This is a genomic window from Okeania sp. SIO2F4 (genome assembly GCF_010672385.1).
Taxonomy (GTDB): domain Bacteria; phylum Cyanobacteriota; class Cyanobacteriia; order Cyanobacteriales; family Microcoleaceae; genus Trichodesmium.
Map to the genome: position 1 here is coordinate 1 of NZ_JAAHGT010000104.1, position 16,726 is coordinate 16,726.

The following is a 16,726-nucleotide window of genomic DNA, read 5'->3' on the forward strand; positions in this document are numbered from 1 at the left end:
TTCCATCTTGCTCAAGTAGATATATTTTTACCTGAAAGTGACGATTCAATCCAAAACAAAAAAAACTATAGCAATCCTATAAAACGTTGTAATATTTTGGTTGTAGGGGTGTTTCATGTTGCGGAGCAAAACGGCCGTTTGCCCTTACAGGAGTCAGGAGTCAGGAGTCATAATTTACTCATGTTTTCAGTTTAAATTAACTATTATAAAAATTGTCACAACCAATGGGCAAATTGCTATATATTTGACTGATACTAATTTATACCATTTCACAGAATTATGAATTATGAATTATGAATTATGAAGTTAGATTGGATAGGCTAAAAACTTTGACAAGAGAAAGGTTGGAGGCAATTATTTGACATTTCAAGTTTGAAACTATTTGTGACATCTTTAAAGTGAATTGGTATTACCATGACTCAGTAGAAAGGTTATTAGTAGAAAAATTAATCCTTTTGTTAAACCTAAATCTACTCAACAATGACTGCCATGATTTTAATTTCACTGATTGACCAATAAACACCAATTTGATAATTATAATCTCTGATTTATTAGCTAATTAATATGCGGCAAGCCCAGGAAAAACAGTCAACATCAAATATTAAAAACCGTCAACTAAAAAATTTATTAGTTCTCCTATTTCCGGGGACTATCTGGCTATTAATTTTCTTCATTCTCCCTTTAGTAATTGTTTTAATTTATAGCTTCTTAGAACGAGGTACTTATGGCGGTGTTATTTGGCAATTTACTCTAGATAACTATCAACGACTAGCTCAAGGAATATACTGGGGAATATTTTGGCGGTCTTTATTCCTGGCTTTAATTACAACTATAATGTGTTTATTAATTGGCTACCCCTTAGCATATTTTATTGCTACGATTAGACCACCTTGGCGTAATGTTTTATTGATCCTAGTTATCATTCCTTTTTGGACGAATTTTTTAGTGCGTACTTATGCTTGGATAGTCTTACTTCGGACTGAAGGAGTATTTAATATTGTCTTACAAAGTTTGCAGCTCACAAACGAACCTTTAAGTCTTTTATTTACACCCTTTGCTGTAATTATTGGTTTGGTTTACGGCTACTTACCATTTATGATTTTACCTTTATATGCCACAATTGAACGCTTGAATTTTTCTTTATTAGAAGCTGCTCAAGATTTAGGTGCTAATGATTTACGAACCTTTTTTCGTGTAGTTTTACCATTAACAATGCGAGGCATAGTTGCAGGTTGTTTACTGGTTTTTATTCCGGCATTTGGTGCTTTTATTACTCCTGATATTTTAGGTGGTGCCAAAACTATGATGGTGGGAAATCTGATTCAAAATCAATTTCTTAAAGCTAGAAATTGGCCGTTTGGTTCGGCATTATCAATTGCGTTGATGATGATTGTATTAATTCCAGTTATTATCTATTTCGGCATCTCGGAAGAGAAAAATAAGTGAGTAGGGAGTAGGGAGTAGGGAGTAGGGGAAAATAATTGATGATTTCTGTGTGATAATTGATTTTATTTTTATTATTGGAGATGTGTATTAGTCTCCAAGCAGAATTAAAAGTTATGTTTGCGCAGCATGACCCAGGAAAGAAAAAAGTTATTTCAGTTATCACTACCTCCTACTGAATTATACCAATTACCAAAAGTAATGCTATACTTATGCCACACTTCAGCTATTCAGTAATTAACACAGATATAATAACTTTTTTGCTTATTTTAGTCAATTTAATATTAGTTATTATTATTTTTACTTCTCGCTCTCGGACGCCCTTATGCAACGTCCCTACCTACTCCCCTACTCCCCTACTCAAGAAAGTGTATAAAAGTTTTTGAGAAATAGTATTAGGGGGCAAGAAAATTATAAACTTTCTTTTTTATCTACTTAAAAAGGGAGACTTGAGATTTTATTATTTGGTCATTAGCTAACCTTAATAGTTGCCTGATGTTTAAAAATAGCTGCTCCAATTTATTCATTTTTCCTTTTTTTCAATATTTACTTCTTCTTTCCTAGAGAACTAAAGCCTTCTTCCTTCTTCCCTCTTCCTTATACCAATTCACTTTAAAGATGTCACAAATAATTTCCAACTTTAGATATGAAATTATTTCCTTAAATTACTTTAAAGTCAGAGTTTTGAGCCGATCAAATATTACTTTTAACTTTTAACTTGTGATTTCCCTGAAACGGTATTACTTATACCATCTGTAAAACATTTATCGCCCTTGATATAAAAGCAAGAATGAAACAAATTGATTTACTCATTCGTTCTCTTGGCAAATTTGGTTTATGGCTAAATGCTTCCCTTGGTTTTGCCTTTCTTTATCTACCTATTTTTATCTTAGTAATTTACTCCTTTAATGATTCTCGTTTTAATGCTGTATGGCGAGGCTTTACTTTAAAATGGTATGGCAATTTATTACAAGGAGTTGCTGATAATACGATTAGCGATGTGATGATTTGGGATGCCCTGAAAAATAGTCTTTTTGTAGCAACAATTTCCACATTACTAGCAACAATTTTTGGTACTATGATTGCTTTAGCATTAGAGCGTTTTTCTTTTCCCGGACGTAATGTTTTAGAAGCAATACTTTTTTTGCCGATAATTATTCCCGAAATTACTATTGGTATTTCTTTATTAGTTTTCTTTTCTTTGGGGTTTCAGCTAATCGAAAATCTTCTAGGTATTCGTTTAGTGTTAGGTTTACCAACAGTAATTATTGGTCATATAGTATTTAGTATCTCTTTTGTTGTTGTAACTGTCAGAGCGCGAGTCGCTCAACTTGACCCTGCTTTGGAGGAAGCAGCTTTAGACTTAGGAGCTAATGAATGGCGAACTTTTTTTCGGATTACTTTACCTTTAATTTGGCCGGGAATTTTTAGTGCTGCATTGTTAGCTTTTACCTTGTCATTGGATGATTTTGTGATTACTTTTTTCACTGCCGGAGTCGGTTCAACAACATTACCATTATTTGTTTATGGTATGATTAAATTTTCGGTAACTCCAGCTATTAATGCTATATCAACTTTGATGTTAGTAGCTTCTTTAATGTTGGTGGTATCTTCTCTGTTTATTGAGAAATTTAGCAGTGAAGAAAATATAAAATCTTACTTTTGACTTTTAACTTCTCAGAAATTTTCATGTCTGTTTTATTCCTTGTAATACTAATTCACTTTCAAGATGTCACAAATATCAGGACTTAGGCATAACTACCATATATAATAAGGTTTAACAGCCGTTAACCCCTACAAATAGTGTATAATTTCATTTTTTGCGTAAGTCCTCATATAAAATCTTACTGTTAACTTTTTACTTTTGACTTCTCAGAAATTGTCATGTCTCCTTTATTCCTTGTAATACCAATTCACTTTCAAGATGTCACAAATATCAAATCTTACTTTTAGCTTTTAACTTTTGACTTCTCAAAAATTGTTATGTATCCTTTATTCCTTGTAATACCAATTCACTTTCAAGATGTCACAAATATCAAATCTTACTTTTAACTTTTGACTTCCTTAAAGTTTTGAGCTTATAAAATCTTACTTTTGACTTTTGAATTCCATAAAACGGTATAACCATGAAAAAAATCATCGCTTTTTTCTTGCTCTTTAGCATTGCCTTAATTTTTCCTATTGCTTGTAGTAATAATCCCAATACTTCAGCAAATAATGTTCTGAGTATATACAATTGGTCTACATATATTGCACCTGAAATAATTACTGAATTTGAGAATAAATTTAATGTCAAAATTCAATACGATACTTATGAAAGCAATGAAGACCTATATGCCAAAATCAAACCTGGAAATCCTGGTTATGATGTAGCTTTTCCCGCTGATTATATGGTTAAAATCATGGCATCTGAAGGACTACTGGAGGAACTGAATAAAGAAAATATTCCTAATATAAAAAATCTCAATGATAAATTCATTAACCCTCCATACGATCCGGGAAATAAATATAGCTTGGCTTACCAATGGGGCACAATGGGAATAGGTTATAACATTAAAGTAACAGAGGGTGAAATTAATAGTTGGTCAACCATGTTTGACGATAAATTTAAGGGGAGAGTAGCCTTATTAGATGATATGCGTAGTAGCTTTTCTATTGCTTTAATTTCTCTTGGTTATAATCCCAATACAACTAACCCGAAAGAAATTACTGAAGCGAGAGATTTTCTGATTAAAAATAAACAGGCGATCGCTGCTTTTGCACCAGATACTGGTCAAAACTTATTAGACCAAGGAGAGGTAGATTTAACCTGTGAATGGAGTGGGGATATTTTCCAAGTTATGAAAGAAAATCCTAACCTTCGTTATGCTATTCCCAAAGAGGGAAGTATTCTCTTAACTGATAATATGGTTATTCTCAAAGGAAGTAGAAATAAAGAGCTGGCAGAAAAATTTATTAACTTTATTCTTGAACCAGAAATAGGAGCAAAAATATCTAATTTTATTAAGTATGCGACCCCAAACCAAGCAGCAAAAGACCAAGGTTTAATCGAAGCTGCTGACCTGAATAATTTTGCTATTTATCCCCCACCAGAATTATTTGCCAAACTTAATTATATTCAAGACCTTGGTCAAGCAACAATTTTATATGATGAAGCTTGGACAGAAGTTAAATTAGGAGTTGGTAAATAGACATTTTCAAAAAAGAGGGAATAGGGTAGGTGTGGGAAGTGTGGGAAGTGTGGGGAGAAACTACAACCAGAGGGGTTGAATTATACCAAATTCAAAAAAGGCTGTTACATCTTAAGCATGTGATTTATGCCTACAATAAAAAATTGATAAATCCCATAAATTATAAAAATTAAACCTTTTTTATTCTTGATTTATTATGTTTTTATTTCCCTGTTCCCAGTTAAGTGTTCCCTTGGTCGTGAATGTAACAATAATTTTTGAAAATGGTATTAACTCTTTGGGGGTTCCATCTTCTCATATATCCCGCCGACCCACACCTTCCAAACTAATCTCCCCGATGCCTTTTACTAGAATGAAATAGTCCTAGAAATAGGGAGAAGTAATTAATAATTTATGGATAAGAATTGATTTGATTTCTGATTTTTTAAGAGGTCTAATATTATTTTTAAATTAGAGGGTTTCTCAGGTTACTGAGGTACAATTGTTTCTCTTCTTTTCTATTCCTTGTTTCCCGAATTACTACTATATACGGACGTTGCATGCAACTTCCCTACTTACTCCCTAAAAATTACGAATTTTGTACCTCACTCAGAGATGGGAATTGCTATAAACAGAGATTTATCCTAAGTATAAGTCTCTTGATTATCCACTCCTAAGTATAAACAAAATTTTGCCATCAACTTCTACGTTATAGATGCCAAATTATTTCGTCTGCTTTTCCTTCTTTTTTTCAGGATATAATCTAATACCAGTTTGAAAAAAGAATGCTACAAAAAGTGCATCTCTATCAGAGATGCTTAAAAAGACCTTCTCAAATTAATTTTAGAAAGCCATAGCAATCAGGAATGATTTTGATAGAATTTAAGAACAATTAAGATAAATCAAAATCCTTTTAGATTCTGACTCCTGACTCCTAATTACCACTAATATCATATCCGGTTGAACAGTTATAAATAATTAGGGAGTCCTCAGGAGACAGAACTCAGGAGTCAGGATAAAAGCATTTATCAGGAGAAAAAAGTGTTTTTATCACGGTCTTATCCGGACATGATATAAAATCTTATAACTTAAATATGATTTTTCTTTTTTTATTCAATATTTCTTCCTTCTCTCCTAAATAACTAAATCCTTCTCTCCTAAATAACTAAATCCTTCTCTCTTAGATAACTAAATCCTTCTCTCTTAGATAACTAAATCCTTCTCTCTTAGATAACTAAAGCCTTCTCTCTTAGATAACTAAAGCCTTCTCTCTTAGATAACTAAAGCCTTCTCTCTTAGATAACTAAATCCTTCTCTCTTAGATAACTAAATCCTTCTCTCTTAGATAACTAAATCCTTCTCTCTTAGATAACTAAATCCTTCTCTCTTAGATAACTAAATCCTTCTCTCTTAGATAACTAAATCCTTCTCTCTTAGATAACTAAATCCTTCTCTCTTAGATAACTAAAGCCTTCTCTCTTAGATAACTAAAGCCTTCTCTCTTAGATAACTAAATCCTTCTCTCTTAGATAACTAAATCCTTCTCTCTTAGATAACTAAATCCTTCTCTCTTAGATAACTAAAGCCTTCTCTCCTAAATAACTAAATCCTTCTTCCTTCCTTCTACCTTATGCAACAAACATTTGTGAAATTGGTATAATAGTTAAATGAGAATATTCAGGAAAATACGATTATGACTTTCAAAATTCTAAGCTTAGATGGTGGTGGAGTTCGTGGGGTAATGGCTGCTAGAATACTTCAAAAAGTTGAACAACAAATTCAAGAAAGTAAAGGTAAGTCCTTACAGGAATATTTTGATTTAATTGCTGGTACTTCTACAGGTTCTTTAATTGCTGGAGCAGTTGTTTCTGGAATGGATAGTAATCAAGTTCTCAACCTTTATAAAAACGAAACACTAGAAATTTTTCCATATCAAACTCGCTGGTCTAGAAAAAGATTACCTTTAATTGCTAAATATGGACTTTCTGCTCCTAAATTCTCCAATCAAGGTCTAATTAATGTGATGCAAAAGTATCTAGTTAAAAATCAAGTACCAATCAAAATTAAGGATGTGGTTAAACCTAATATTTTGATAGTTGCTTATAATATGTATAAAGACGACCCTAGTTTTTTTGTTAATCAAGATTCTAAATGGTACTCTGATATTCCTCTCTGGGAAATATGTGTTTCCTCTGCATCTGCACCTACTTATTTTCCACCTTATGAATTAAAAGGTCAAGACAAAAGCTATCCATATATTGATGGGGGTGTGGCAGCAAATAATCCTACTTTAGCTGCAGTTGGTTACGCTATTAAACTAGGTCATAAACTAGAAGAAATTTCTATAATTTCTATTGGCACAGGTGAAACTACTAATGCTTACACATTTGAAAAAATTGTAGGATGGGGTTTGTCTGAATGGGCAATTCCTTTGTTCAGTTTAACACTTAATGGTCAAGCGGGAGCTGACAATTTAGTGGCGGAACAAATTTTAGGTATTAGTAATGCAAAAGGTTATTTACGTTTACAGTTTCAATTGACTGGAACTAATAATGCTATTGATGATGCCAGACCAGAAAATATTCAGCGACTTATTCAAGATTCAGAATCTTTTTTAAACCAGGGCAAAGTTAATTATACAGAAATTTATAACCAACCAAATCAGATGTTAGTCAAAGAAGCGATCGCTAAGTTTATTGATAATAATTAATATTAAATCTGTTTGATAGCAATCCTATTTAAGTTGTAATATTTTGGAGATATTTAGCAGTCATAATTTAGTCATGTTTCCAGTTCAACTCAACTATTAGAAAAATTGTCACAACCAATTTAGGATTGCTATGGTTCTGTTGCTTCTGAAAGGAGGAACTAAGAAATAAAATTGATATTTTTCTTTAAGCAACTGCATTATTAATTAATGAGAGACTGTTTGTTAAAGGCATATTAAATCTAGACATAGTAGCTCGTCTAGGCTAAAATTTTGGGTAATACCTAACCTTCCTATCTTCCCCTTCAAATCTATACCTTTATTAGGAACTCCTAAAACTCTTTTTTGAAGTGGGAGTTAAAGAGGTCTTCATTTGATTAACGTCAGCATTTCCGATGGAATGCTACGCAAACAGCCATCAGCTATTAATTTTGAAGAGGGTAAAAACTTACTGCTAAAGTCTCCTTCCCTAACTTGAGAACGTAATTATTAATTATTAATTATTAATTACTGAAGCAGTTACTGCAAGGTAGCTAAATGCCATCCCGATAGTTGCTTTATTCCTTCACAAGCTGTTTGCTGAATTCTAATAGCTGAATGCTTACTTATTAACAGGTAGAGAAAAATCAAAAACCTGATAGATAATACCATCTTAGCTACTATCTATCTAAATTAAATAATCAGAAAATATAATTTACTCATAAATGGAAAATATAGCAGTTAATCTCGTCAATCTTGCCAAAATATTCGCTAGTCAAAATAAAAAAAAATTTATCGCTGTAAATAATATCAATCTCCAGATAAAAAAATCAGAATTCTTTTCTATACTCGGTCCGTCTGGATGTGGTAAAACTACGACATTAAGAATGATAGCTGGTTTTGAAATTCCCACATCTGGAGAAATTTATATTCAAGACAAACTAATGGGAAATAGTCCGCCATTTCATCGCCCAGTCAATACAGTTTTTCAGAATTATGCTTTATTTCCCCATCTCACAGTGGCAGAAAATATTGCCTTTGGATTAGAAATGGAAAATCTCCCGCGCCCAGAAATAAATCGTCGGGTAACTGATACTTTGACTCAAGTAAAATTAATAGATATGGAAAAGCGTTATCCCCGACAATTATCTGGCGGACAACAACAAAGAGTAGCTTTAGCAAGAGCATTAGTTAAACAACCAGCAGTATTATTATTTGATGAACCTTTGGGTGCTTTAGATTTAAAATTACGCAAAGAAATGCAGTTAGAATTAAAGCAAATGCAGCAAAGGTTGGGTATTACTTTTATCTATGTTACTCACGACCAAGAAGAAGCTTTAACTATGTCTGACCGGATAGCAGTTATGCACCAAGGAGAAGTTTTACAAGTGGGAACTCCGGTAGAAATTTATGAACAACCAAAAACTCGTTTTGTGGCTGAATTTATTGGGGAAAGTAACTTTTTAACTGGGCGAATAACTGCACATCAAGAGGATAAAAGTTTGGTGTTAATAGATGAAGATTTGCCTTTATTAATACCCTCTGTTCATCATCTGCCAATAGATACAATTATTACCTTAGTTGTGAGACCCGAAAAAATAGAAATTTGCCCGCCAACTTTGACAGCAGAATCTGATTTTTCAGGAATAATAGAAAATTTGGTTTATATTGGTACAGATACTCGTTATGTTGTGCGTTTAACTGACAAAACTAAGATAGTAATTCGGAGACAAAATATTAATCCTTTTCATCTGAATCAATATGCTATTGGTGAGAAAGTTAAAATTAATATTCCTGTGGAAAATATCAGTGTGCTGGCAGAAAATTTGTCAGAAAAAGAAAGGGTTAATTTGGGGAAAAATTAGTAATTATAGCGCTACGCAGAATTTAGAATAATGTCAAATAATTGTCAGGACTTACGCAGAACCACCATATCTAGTAGGGGCGATTCGCGAATCGCCCCTACAAGTGGTGTATAATTTGATATTGTGCGTAAGTCCTATGTGTAAAACTATGATATTATTAAGCTTTTTAGTCGATAGAATCTAACTTCTGACTTCTGACTTCAGTGCAACGGTATAGCACGTCTAGCTTGAAAATGTGGGTAAATTTGAGTTAATGAAGACCTCTCCCCCAACCCCTCTCCTGCAAGGAGAGGGGGGAAGTTTTATCCACAATGTTAGTCTAGACACCCTACTACAGTTATTACACTAAAGCTGAACGCTGAATGCTATATAACTACAACTGTTCTGGATCGACACCAAGGGAACGCAACATTTGTTCGAGTTGTTCAGCTCGTTGTCGTTGCTGAAATGCTTCCTCTTCTGGGGTCATAAACCTATTCCCTTGAGAGTCATACCAATACAACCACTCTTGTTCGGAACGGTAATGGTTACCAACTTCAGTTCCTATCCCCAGACTAATTTCTGGCATCCACACGGGATTTCCTTGTAAACGTTGGTATGCTCCATCTACCAAACGATACACCTCAAAACGCTCATGTTGATCTCGCTTGGAATAATCTGGGTTATAAATAACATAATACAATACTCCCAACCGAGCGTAATCAATCATTTTTTCATCGTATTCACCCCCATAAGTTTTAGAAACAATTTCCAATACGAATATCGGAACAACATAATTTTCCTCCCAAAGAACATAGGAGGATCGCAATTTATTATTTTTGAGTCGTGGAACTCCCACACTGAGAAAACCATCAGGAACTATAGCAACTCTAGGGTTTGACCCCGTGGTGTGGAAAATTCCCATATTTACGCCAAAAAACCAATCAGAGCGATCGCCCCATAACTGATTTAAAATTAACATGAGCAGGTTAGGAATGAGAATTTGTATTTCGTGATCCACAGGTTTGTCGTCTGAATCTGGTAATTCGTCACTTGATGGTAGGTTGAGTAATTGGTTGTTGTTTACCATAATAATTTAACTGTGACATTTGAGTTGTTTAATTTTAGCAAATAAATGATATAGTAGGAAATAGCTAAACTTCAAAATAAATTTATAGTCTATGTTTACTTACGAGCAGGTACTAAATCAAGTACATAATCTTTCCTATACAGATCGACTGAGATTACTAGAAGCATTGCAAAAAATGCTGAATGAGGGGGGGAAAGTGGTGGAAAATGACGCAAGCGACAATCGTTTGCCAGTACAAGAATGGCAGGTAGAGCATATTAAAGAAGGTTTACGTCAAGCAGATGCTGGTGAGTTTGCCACTGATGAAGAAGTTGCTGCTGCTCTAGCAAGGTGGCGACAATGAAGATAATTTGGACTCGCCTCGCTTTGGAGGATATCAACAATGCTTACGAATACATTGTAGCTAATAATCCTGATGTTGCCCTAGATACCATAGAGCGGATTGAAAGTTCAATAAATAGGTTGCTTCAGTATCCTGAGATGGGTAGACTAGGGCAGGTAGTGGGTACGAGAGAATTGGTTGTTACAGGTACGCCATTTATTGTACCCTATCGAGTTAGGGGCGATCGCTTGGAGATTTTAGCAGTTATTCATGGTGCTAGAAAGTGGCCAGAAAGTTTTTAACTGTTTTGTTGGGAGTAGCGATCGCTCTTCTGTGCAGAAGATTCCTTTTTGGAGAATAAGGTTTTACCATCAATATTGGCAAAAAATCCTATTTTGGTAGGGAGTTTTAAGACATTCTCACTTTTGACTTTTGACTTTTAACTTTTGAATTTCCTCAAGCAACTCCTGACATTCTTTCAATTCTGGCACTCCTAATTCTGTGAAAATAGCGATCGCTTCATCACAATACTGTCGTGCTGCATCTAAATTTCCCAAGTGTTGATGGGTTTCTGCTATATTCTTGAGAGCTTCAGCCTCAATTGCCCGATTACCAATTTTCCTACAAATTTCTAATGCTAGTTGTAAATTTTCTAGAGCTGTCGAATACTGCTGAATATTTATGAAAGTTTCTCCTAAATTCGCAAGTGCTGTCGCTTCTTCTAGTGGAGCTTTAATTGAGCGGGCAATCGCCAAATGCTTTTGATGGTATGCAATCGCTAGCTCATAGTTCCCTGTAGAGTTATAAACAAAACCCAGATTTCCCAAAGCGCTGCCTTCCCCATATTGATTGCCTATTTTCTGTGCAATGGTTAACGACTGCTCATAGTGATTAATTGCTTTGTCATACTCTTTCAAAGATTCATACCCATTCCCTAGACCAAGAAGTGCATTTTCTTCATCGACCGGATTGCCGATTGCTTGTGCAATACCTAGCCATTGCTGATAATAACCGATTGCTTGATGATAGTTTCCTAGAAAGCACTGGAGGTTGCCTAGACCACCAAGTGCTTTTGCTTCTCCTACAGGATTTCCTATTGACTGGGCAAGGATTAAGCTCTGTTGATAATAATCGTTTGCTTGCCCATAGCTTCCTTGAGATTCATAAATCATACCAATATTGGCCAGCGCTCTGACTTCTCCTGCGCGATCGCCTATTTCTTGTACTATTGCTAACTGTTGCCTAAGATAGTCAATTGCGTTGGAATAATATCCTATGTAATAATGGTTAAGACCTAGATTTCCCAAAGCTCTTGCTTCGCTGGCACGAGCCCCAATTTCTTTAGCAATCTCCAAATCCTGCTTCAGGTAATTAATTGCTTTGTCATAGTCTGCCATATTAGAGTAAACATTACCCAAATTTCCCAAGGTTGTTCCTTCTCCTTCGCGATCGCCAATCTCTCTAGCAATATGTAAATACTGGTTTAGATAATCAATTGCCTGGTTATATTTTCCTGTCATACCGTAGTTAACACCAAGGCCACTCAGTGCTTTACCTTCTCCACTACGATCGCCAATTTCCCTAGCAATCTCAAAATGCTGTTGAAAAAATGTAATTGACTGATGGTATTGTGCTAGAGACTGATAAGCATAACCCAAATTACCTAGTGCTGCTCCTTCTTCAGTACGATCTTTGATTTCCTGTGCGATGCTCAAACACTTGTAATTATATTTTATTGCTTTGGAATAGTCGGCTAGGGAATGGTAAACATTTGCCAAATTACCCAGTGCTTTCATCTCCCCAGCACGATCGTGTATTGACTGTGTAATTCCTAATGCTTGTTCGTGGTAATAAATTGCTTGGTCATACTCTCCTATATGGCGTTTAGCTCCTCCTAAACCGTCTAAACAGGTAGCTTCTATCCAAGGATTTAACTTGCCCAAAAGTGTGTTATACATTTCAATTTGTTCCTGATAGTAGCCCCAAATACCGAGTTGATTATGTAATTGGTTGATAGGTATTTGGAGTCTCAGGGTTTTACAAGCTTTTTCCCAGTCTTCGACTTCTCCAAGATGATAAAATGCCTCTAGATATCCTTTCACCATCTCTAAATTATTGTTGACTTCTCGCGGACATTTGTAGTCAGTCAACCAAATAACAACAGCCTGATATTGAAGACGTTTGGAAAGTGGCTTAATCGACATCAGACCATCTGGGTCAAGTTTCAACAATTCCAAAACAGACTCAGCGGTAGGTAGAATAACTCCACCTTGGGTATTATTTTCACTCTTAACCATCTTCCTCATCCAATTTATTTAAATGTTCAAGTGACACACTACGGATTAAATTATGCTGTCTGAGCATAAACTCACCAGTTTCATAAACTCCTACAACCTCAACTAAAAAGCGATCGCGCAAAGTCTGTAACGCCACTTCTTGCTTTTCTTCATCGCACGGCCAATTTTTCAAAAGCTTCAACCAAAAACTTTCTTGCACTTCACACCTATATATTGCACCAACACAAATCAACCGATAAGCATTAAGCGCTTCTTTCTGCAACCGTGAAAAAGTCTTGTCTAGTCGCCTTCGGACTCTTTTCCGCAACTCACGAGTATACCTGTCTAGCTGAAATTTATCGTCAGCACCAGCAGTTATCCCCTTAGTCTTCGCTTCCTCAATTGCTTTTTCCACCTCCTCAATTTCATTACCATACCTTTTCCAATAAGTTACCACATTACCATCAAAAGGTTGGCTGCCAATTTCCCCAGCAATTACTCGCAATGCCAAAGGATGACCCTCATAAGCATTACCAATACGTTGTAAATAGGGTAGGTTAGGTGAATTTTCCTCAACCTCCAACCCAGTTTTCTCGAATAACTGCAACTGCTCGGACTTGCTCAAACCAGTCAAAGGTTGAGACTCCCAGAAATTCTGATAACGTCCCGGAATTTGCCCAGGGAAATCTTGGGAAGTCAAGATAATGCGACTTTGACATTCTGGAGCAGCCAAAAATTGCTCAAAAAATCTCACCCACAACTGATCCTGAAAATCACTCCATCCCTCATCCTCATTTCCCACCAAAATATTTTCCAGAGAATCAATAATTATCAGATACCGATGTTGTCGCAAACGATTAACTAATTTATAGAGTAACCTTTCCACATCTTGATAATCATCTTGAGTCAGAGACTCTCCCCACTTGTTCAACCACCGGATAGCAACACTACGAAAATCTTTAGTTTCTTGCTCGTTATCAAAATTTTCCTGGCGAAAGTTGCTCCAGTCTCCCTGCAAAAATTCTTGGTGTAGCTCCACCGCCAATTTTTCTGCCAAAGCAGTTTTACCAATACCACTAATACCAACAAGAATTAGTAAGCGACAAGACTCTTTAAGTTTGGTAGTTAATTCAGCTATGAGGTTTTCTCTACCCACCCAAACATCATCATAACAAAAAAATTCCACTGTTGAATTTTGAGTTGAGAGAGGAGTGTCGTCCACAATTTCTTCCCAGTTAATTCCTACAGTCTGACAAATATTAATAAAAGTATCTCGCTCAATAGCAAGAGGGCGCCAAAAACGTTTTAAGGTTGCTTGTGAAGTTAGTGCTAGTTGACACCAAGCAAGCTCTGTTTTTGTCCAACCTTTCTTTCTTCTAGCTGCATCAATCTTTTGCAACCCCTCTTTAGAAGCTCTGAGAGTAACCGCCATATTATATCTCCAAAATAAATTTTTTTCGGCTCAGTTATAGCTCACTTTTTTTCCAACTAGAAATGGTGAGTCAAAACTCTGCTTAAAGTACAAAAATTTCATGTTCAGATAGAAATGTAAGTAACAGAAGAAAACAAAATGTTTCCTAAAGAAGAGATAGTTTGCACCAGTCAACCTAGCACAAATATTTTACCCATAGATCTAAATCCGTTATTAGAAAATGGAAATAGTCCAACCGCTATTATTATAGCAGTCGCTTTTTTACTGTGGGTATTACGCCCAGTTTTGCTAGTTACCCTAAAAAGTCGAAAGAAGAAATAATACCAAACCTTATAGCAACGCTATAATTTAGTCAAAAAGACATAGATTCTATAATATAATGGCGTGTCTAGATTTGTTTTGTGGGCAAGTTTGAGAAAATGAAGACCTCTCCCCCAACCCCTCTCCTACTCCGAGAGGGGAGTATTTCTCCCCAACGCTAGCAGGGAAGGGGGTTGGGGGGTTAGGTTTTTTACCCACAATTTTATTTAGCCTAGACAGACCGCGCTATAGTAGGATTAAGGAGAAAATACAATGGCTTTTCCAAACCATTTCAAACATTTAATGCCAGATAGAAATGAAACAACTCAAATAATGATTCAAAGTAGTTTTGTTCGGATATTCTTCATACTTGGTATTTGGTATTTGTTTTTTGTTCTGTACAGTGCTATATTTTTGGAAAAACCTGGTTTCACATCAATAATTATCTGGTTGATAGGGATTTATGTAGTATTAGAATTAGTTGTTTTGTTTCTGAATTTAAGCCTGAATAGCAATAACGATAATTCTGAAATTATTAATATTCTGATGAATGAGAAAAAAAATGTATCTCCTAGATCCAAAAAGAAATAAGTAGATTTTATTAAAAAAACACACCAAAAACTAAAGGAGAAAAAATTATGCCATCCCCATTTCCTGGTATGGACCCATATTTAGAACATCCCGATTTATGGCCGGGATTACATCTATTTTTCATTACCAATCTTGCTCAATTATTATCTCCCCAACTACGTCCAAAATATTTTGTTTCTGTAGAAGTCAGAATGTATGAAGAAAAGGATACAGAATCTTTACTTGTAGGTCTTCCTGATGTTTCAGTGCTGTCAAAAAAAGGGCAAACTAACAGATCAAATTCTACAGAATCGACCGTTACAGCAACAGCAACTTCCACAAAACCTATAACAGTAACTCTGCCAATACCAATAACTATCCGCCAAGGATATTTAGAAATTCAAGAAGTAGCAACTAAGGAAGTTGTAACTACCATAGAAATATTATCTCCTTCTAATAAAAGAGGTGGAAAAAGTAGAGAAATGTATTTAGAAAAACGAGAAAAAATATTAGATAGTTTGACTAATTTTATCGAAATAGATTTACTGCGTCGCGGTGAACGAATGCCTATTTCAAACGATAAAAATAAAAGTCATTATCGAATTTTAGTTAGTCGCGAAAAACAACGACCAAGAGCTGATTTATATGCCTTTAATATCCAAAATAAAATTCCTGATTTTCCATTACCATTACGCCCAGAAGATACAGAACCAATTATAGATTTACAAGGTTTATTAACTACTATTTATGATGTTGGCAGTTACGATTTAAAAATAGATTACACTCAAAAACCAGTACCAGAATTATCGGAAAATGATGCAACTTGGGCAAATAATTGGTTACGACAACAAAATCTTTAAAAGTGGCGATCGCTTTCTTTAGAGTCTTTTATCCAATTCTCAAACAGTTAAATTTTTTATCTTATATAGGACTTACGCACTCAATACCTAAAATAACCATTTTGCGTCATTGCGAGCGACAGCGAAGCAATCTCAAACCCCTATTATTTCCTCACAGTGCGTAAGTCCTGTTATATTCTCAGGACTTAGGTAGAACCAACATATCTTGTAGGGGCGATTTCCTACGGAATGCTCCGCAAACGCGAATCGCCCCTACAAATTGTGTGTGATATAAAATCCGGTTGAATAATCGTCATTGCGACGATAGGAAGCAATCTCCTAAACCTATGAGATTGCTTCCTTCCACTCCGTTCCAGTCGCAATGACGCAGGCTATAGTAATTATCCGGATGTTATATGATTAGGTATTGTCAAATCTACAATACAAACCCGGTTTCTAGTAGTTTAATCAATCCCATATTGCGATCGCAACACCAAATATAAAATCCTAGATAACTCCCGTCGTTTCAAAGGTTGACTATCTAGAGGTGTACCAGAATTACCAAATAATTGATACACATCAAAATCTCCACTTTTAGCAATAATAAATGCTAACTGCTCCCGCGTACATCGTAAGTTTGGCGCAAAATATCCATTTCCAATCCCCGAAACAATACCCTTTGCTGCCATTGTTTCTACTGCACGATAGGCAAAATGCTCCTTCGGTACATCAGTAAAAGTCGGAAACTGAGGGT

Annotated in this window: 14 protein-coding genes; 10 read left to right on the forward strand and 4 right to left on the reverse strand. The window is 35.2% G+C overall.

Annotated features, from left to right (window positions below; translation table 11 throughout):
- From F6K22_RS09365 to F6K22_RS09390, 6 genes are all read left to right on the forward strand, one after another.
- Window positions 1-195 (forward strand): hypothetical protein (locus tag F6K22_RS09365; RefSeq protein ID WP_293096260.1); only part of this gene is annotated, 195 nt, incomplete at its 5' end.
- A 369-nt stretch (window positions 196-564) separates the two neighbouring features.
- Complete coding sequence (locus F6K22_RS09370) at window positions 565-1,446, forward strand: ABC transporter permease (protein WP_293096263.1); 882 nt, start codon at window positions 565-567, stop codon at window positions 1,444-1,446.
- A gap of 787 nt (window positions 1,447-2,233) precedes the next feature.
- The gene (locus tag F6K22_RS09375) at window positions 2,234-3,109 is read left to right on the forward strand and encodes an ABC transporter permease (protein WP_293096265.1); all 876 of its coding nucleotides are present in this window, start codon (window positions 2,234-2,236) and stop codon (window positions 3,107-3,109) included.
- Between the two features lie 460 nt (window positions 3,110-3,569).
- Window positions 3,570-4,634: an ABC transporter substrate-binding protein gene (locus tag F6K22_RS09380; protein ID WP_293096268.1), complete on the forward strand. Its 1,065-nt coding sequence runs from the start codon at window positions 3,570-3,572 to the stop codon at window positions 4,632-4,634.
- Between the two features lie 1,672 nt (window positions 4,635-6,306).
- Window positions 6,307-7,323, forward strand: a complete 1,017-nt coding sequence (locus F6K22_RS09385; protein WP_293096271.1) for a patatin-like phospholipase family protein — start codon at window positions 6,307-6,309, stop codon at window positions 7,321-7,323.
- A 701-nt stretch (window positions 7,324-8,024) separates the two neighbouring features.
- Window positions 8,025-9,164, forward strand: a complete 1,140-nt coding sequence (locus tag F6K22_RS09390) for an ABC transporter ATP-binding protein (RefSeq protein ID WP_293096273.1) — start codon at window positions 8,025-8,027, stop codon at window positions 9,162-9,164.
- A gap of 373 nt (window positions 9,165-9,537) precedes the next feature.
- On the opposite strand, the gene F6K22_RS09395 is transcribed toward F6K22_RS09390, so the two are convergent.
- Window positions 9,538-10,233: a Uma2 family endonuclease gene (locus F6K22_RS09395; RefSeq protein ID WP_293096275.1), complete on the reverse strand. Its 696-nt coding sequence runs from the start codon at window positions 10,231-10,233 to the stop codon at window positions 9,538-9,540.
- 91 nt (window positions 10,234-10,324) lie between these two features.
- On the opposite strand from F6K22_RS09395, the gene F6K22_RS09400 reads away from it, so the two are divergent.
- Both F6K22_RS09400 and F6K22_RS09405 read left to right on the forward strand, forming a co-directional pair.
- Window positions 10,325-10,576, forward strand: a complete 252-nt coding sequence (locus tag F6K22_RS09400) for a hypothetical protein (protein ID WP_293096277.1) — start codon at window positions 10,325-10,327, stop codon at window positions 10,574-10,576.
- A complete protein-coding gene (locus tag F6K22_RS09405) occupies window positions 10,573-10,857 on the forward strand; it encodes a type II toxin-antitoxin system RelE/ParE family toxin (protein ID WP_293096280.1) in 285 nt (94 codons plus the stop codon). The genes F6K22_RS09400 and F6K22_RS09405 overlap by 4 nt, the downstream gene beginning before the upstream one ends.
- Before the next feature lie 117 nt (window positions 10,858-10,974).
- Here the strand turns inward: F6K22_RS09405 and F6K22_RS09410 are convergent, their stop codons facing one another.
- Complete coding sequence (locus tag F6K22_RS09410; RefSeq protein ID WP_293096282.1) at window positions 10,975-12,852, reverse strand: tetratricopeptide repeat protein; 1,878 nt, start codon at window positions 12,850-12,852, stop codon at window positions 10,975-10,977.
- Window positions 12,845-14,263 (reverse strand): ATP-binding protein, encoded by a 1,419-nt coding sequence (locus F6K22_RS09415; RefSeq protein ID WP_293096285.1) that lies wholly within the window; start codon window positions 14,261-14,263, stop codon window positions 12,845-12,847. The genes F6K22_RS09410 and F6K22_RS09415 overlap by 8 nt, the downstream gene beginning before the upstream one ends.
- Window positions 14,264-14,836: 573 nt before the next feature.
- Between F6K22_RS09415 and F6K22_RS09420 the strand changes: the two genes are divergently transcribed.
- Both F6K22_RS09420 and F6K22_RS09425 read left to right on the forward strand, forming a co-directional pair.
- On the forward strand, window positions 14,837-15,154 hold the full coding sequence (locus tag F6K22_RS09420; RefSeq protein WP_293096288.1) for a hypothetical protein: 318 nt from the start codon (window positions 14,837-14,839) through the stop codon (window positions 15,152-15,154).
- A 47-nt stretch (window positions 15,155-15,201) separates the two neighbouring features.
- The gene (locus F6K22_RS09425) at window positions 15,202-15,993 is read left to right on the forward strand and encodes a DUF4058 family protein (RefSeq protein WP_293096291.1); all 792 of its coding nucleotides are present in this window, start codon (window positions 15,202-15,204) and stop codon (window positions 15,991-15,993) included.
- Window positions 15,994-16,436: 443 nt separating this feature from the next.
- Here F6K22_RS09425 and F6K22_RS09430 read toward each other — a convergent pair.
- A partial coding sequence (locus F6K22_RS09430) for an S-layer homology domain-containing protein (RefSeq protein ID WP_293096294.1) occupies window positions 16,437-16,726 on the reverse strand: 290 nt, incomplete at its 5' end.

Excerpts from the sequence above, each read along its gene's own strand:
- F6K22_RS09425 (WP_293096291.1), top strand. The coding sequence starts at position 15,202 with ATGCCATCCCCATTTCCTGGTATGGACCCATATTTAGAACATCCCGAT.
- F6K22_RS09375 (WP_293096265.1), top strand. The coding sequence starts at position 2,234 with ATGAAACAAATTGATTTACTCATTCGTTCTCTTGGCAAATTTGGTTTA.
- F6K22_RS09405 (WP_293096280.1), top strand. The coding sequence starts at position 10,573 with ATGAAGATAATTTGGACTCGCCTCGCTTTGGAGGATATCAACAATGCT.
- F6K22_RS09400 (WP_293096277.1), top strand. The coding sequence starts at position 10,325 with ATGTTTACTTACGAGCAGGTACTAAATCAAGTACATAATCTTTCCTAT.
- F6K22_RS09380 (WP_293096268.1), top strand. The coding sequence starts at position 3,570 with ATGAAAAAAATCATCGCTTTTTTCTTGCTCTTTAGCATTGCCTTAATT.
- F6K22_RS09410 (WP_293096282.1), bottom strand. The coding sequence starts at position 12,852 with ATGGTTAAGAGTGAAAATAATACCCAAGGTGGAGTTATTCTACCTACC.
- F6K22_RS09395 (WP_293096275.1), bottom strand. The coding sequence starts at position 10,233 with ATGGTAAACAACAACCAATTACTCAACCTACCATCAAGTGACGAATTA.
- F6K22_RS09415 (WP_293096285.1), bottom strand. The coding sequence starts at position 14,263 with ATGGCGGTTACTCTCAGAGCTTCTAAAGAGGGGTTGCAAAAGATTGAT.
- F6K22_RS09420 (WP_293096288.1), top strand. The coding sequence starts at position 14,837 with ATGGCTTTTCCAAACCATTTCAAACATTTAATGCCAGATAGAAATGAA.
- F6K22_RS09370 (WP_293096263.1), top strand. The coding sequence starts at position 565 with ATGCGGCAAGCCCAGGAAAAACAGTCAACATCAAATATTAAAAACCGT.
- F6K22_RS09385 (WP_293096271.1), top strand. The coding sequence starts at position 6,307 with ATGACTTTCAAAATTCTAAGCTTAGATGGTGGTGGAGTTCGTGGGGTA.
- F6K22_RS09390 (WP_293096273.1), top strand. The coding sequence starts at position 8,025 with ATGGAAAATATAGCAGTTAATCTCGTCAATCTTGCCAAAATATTCGCT.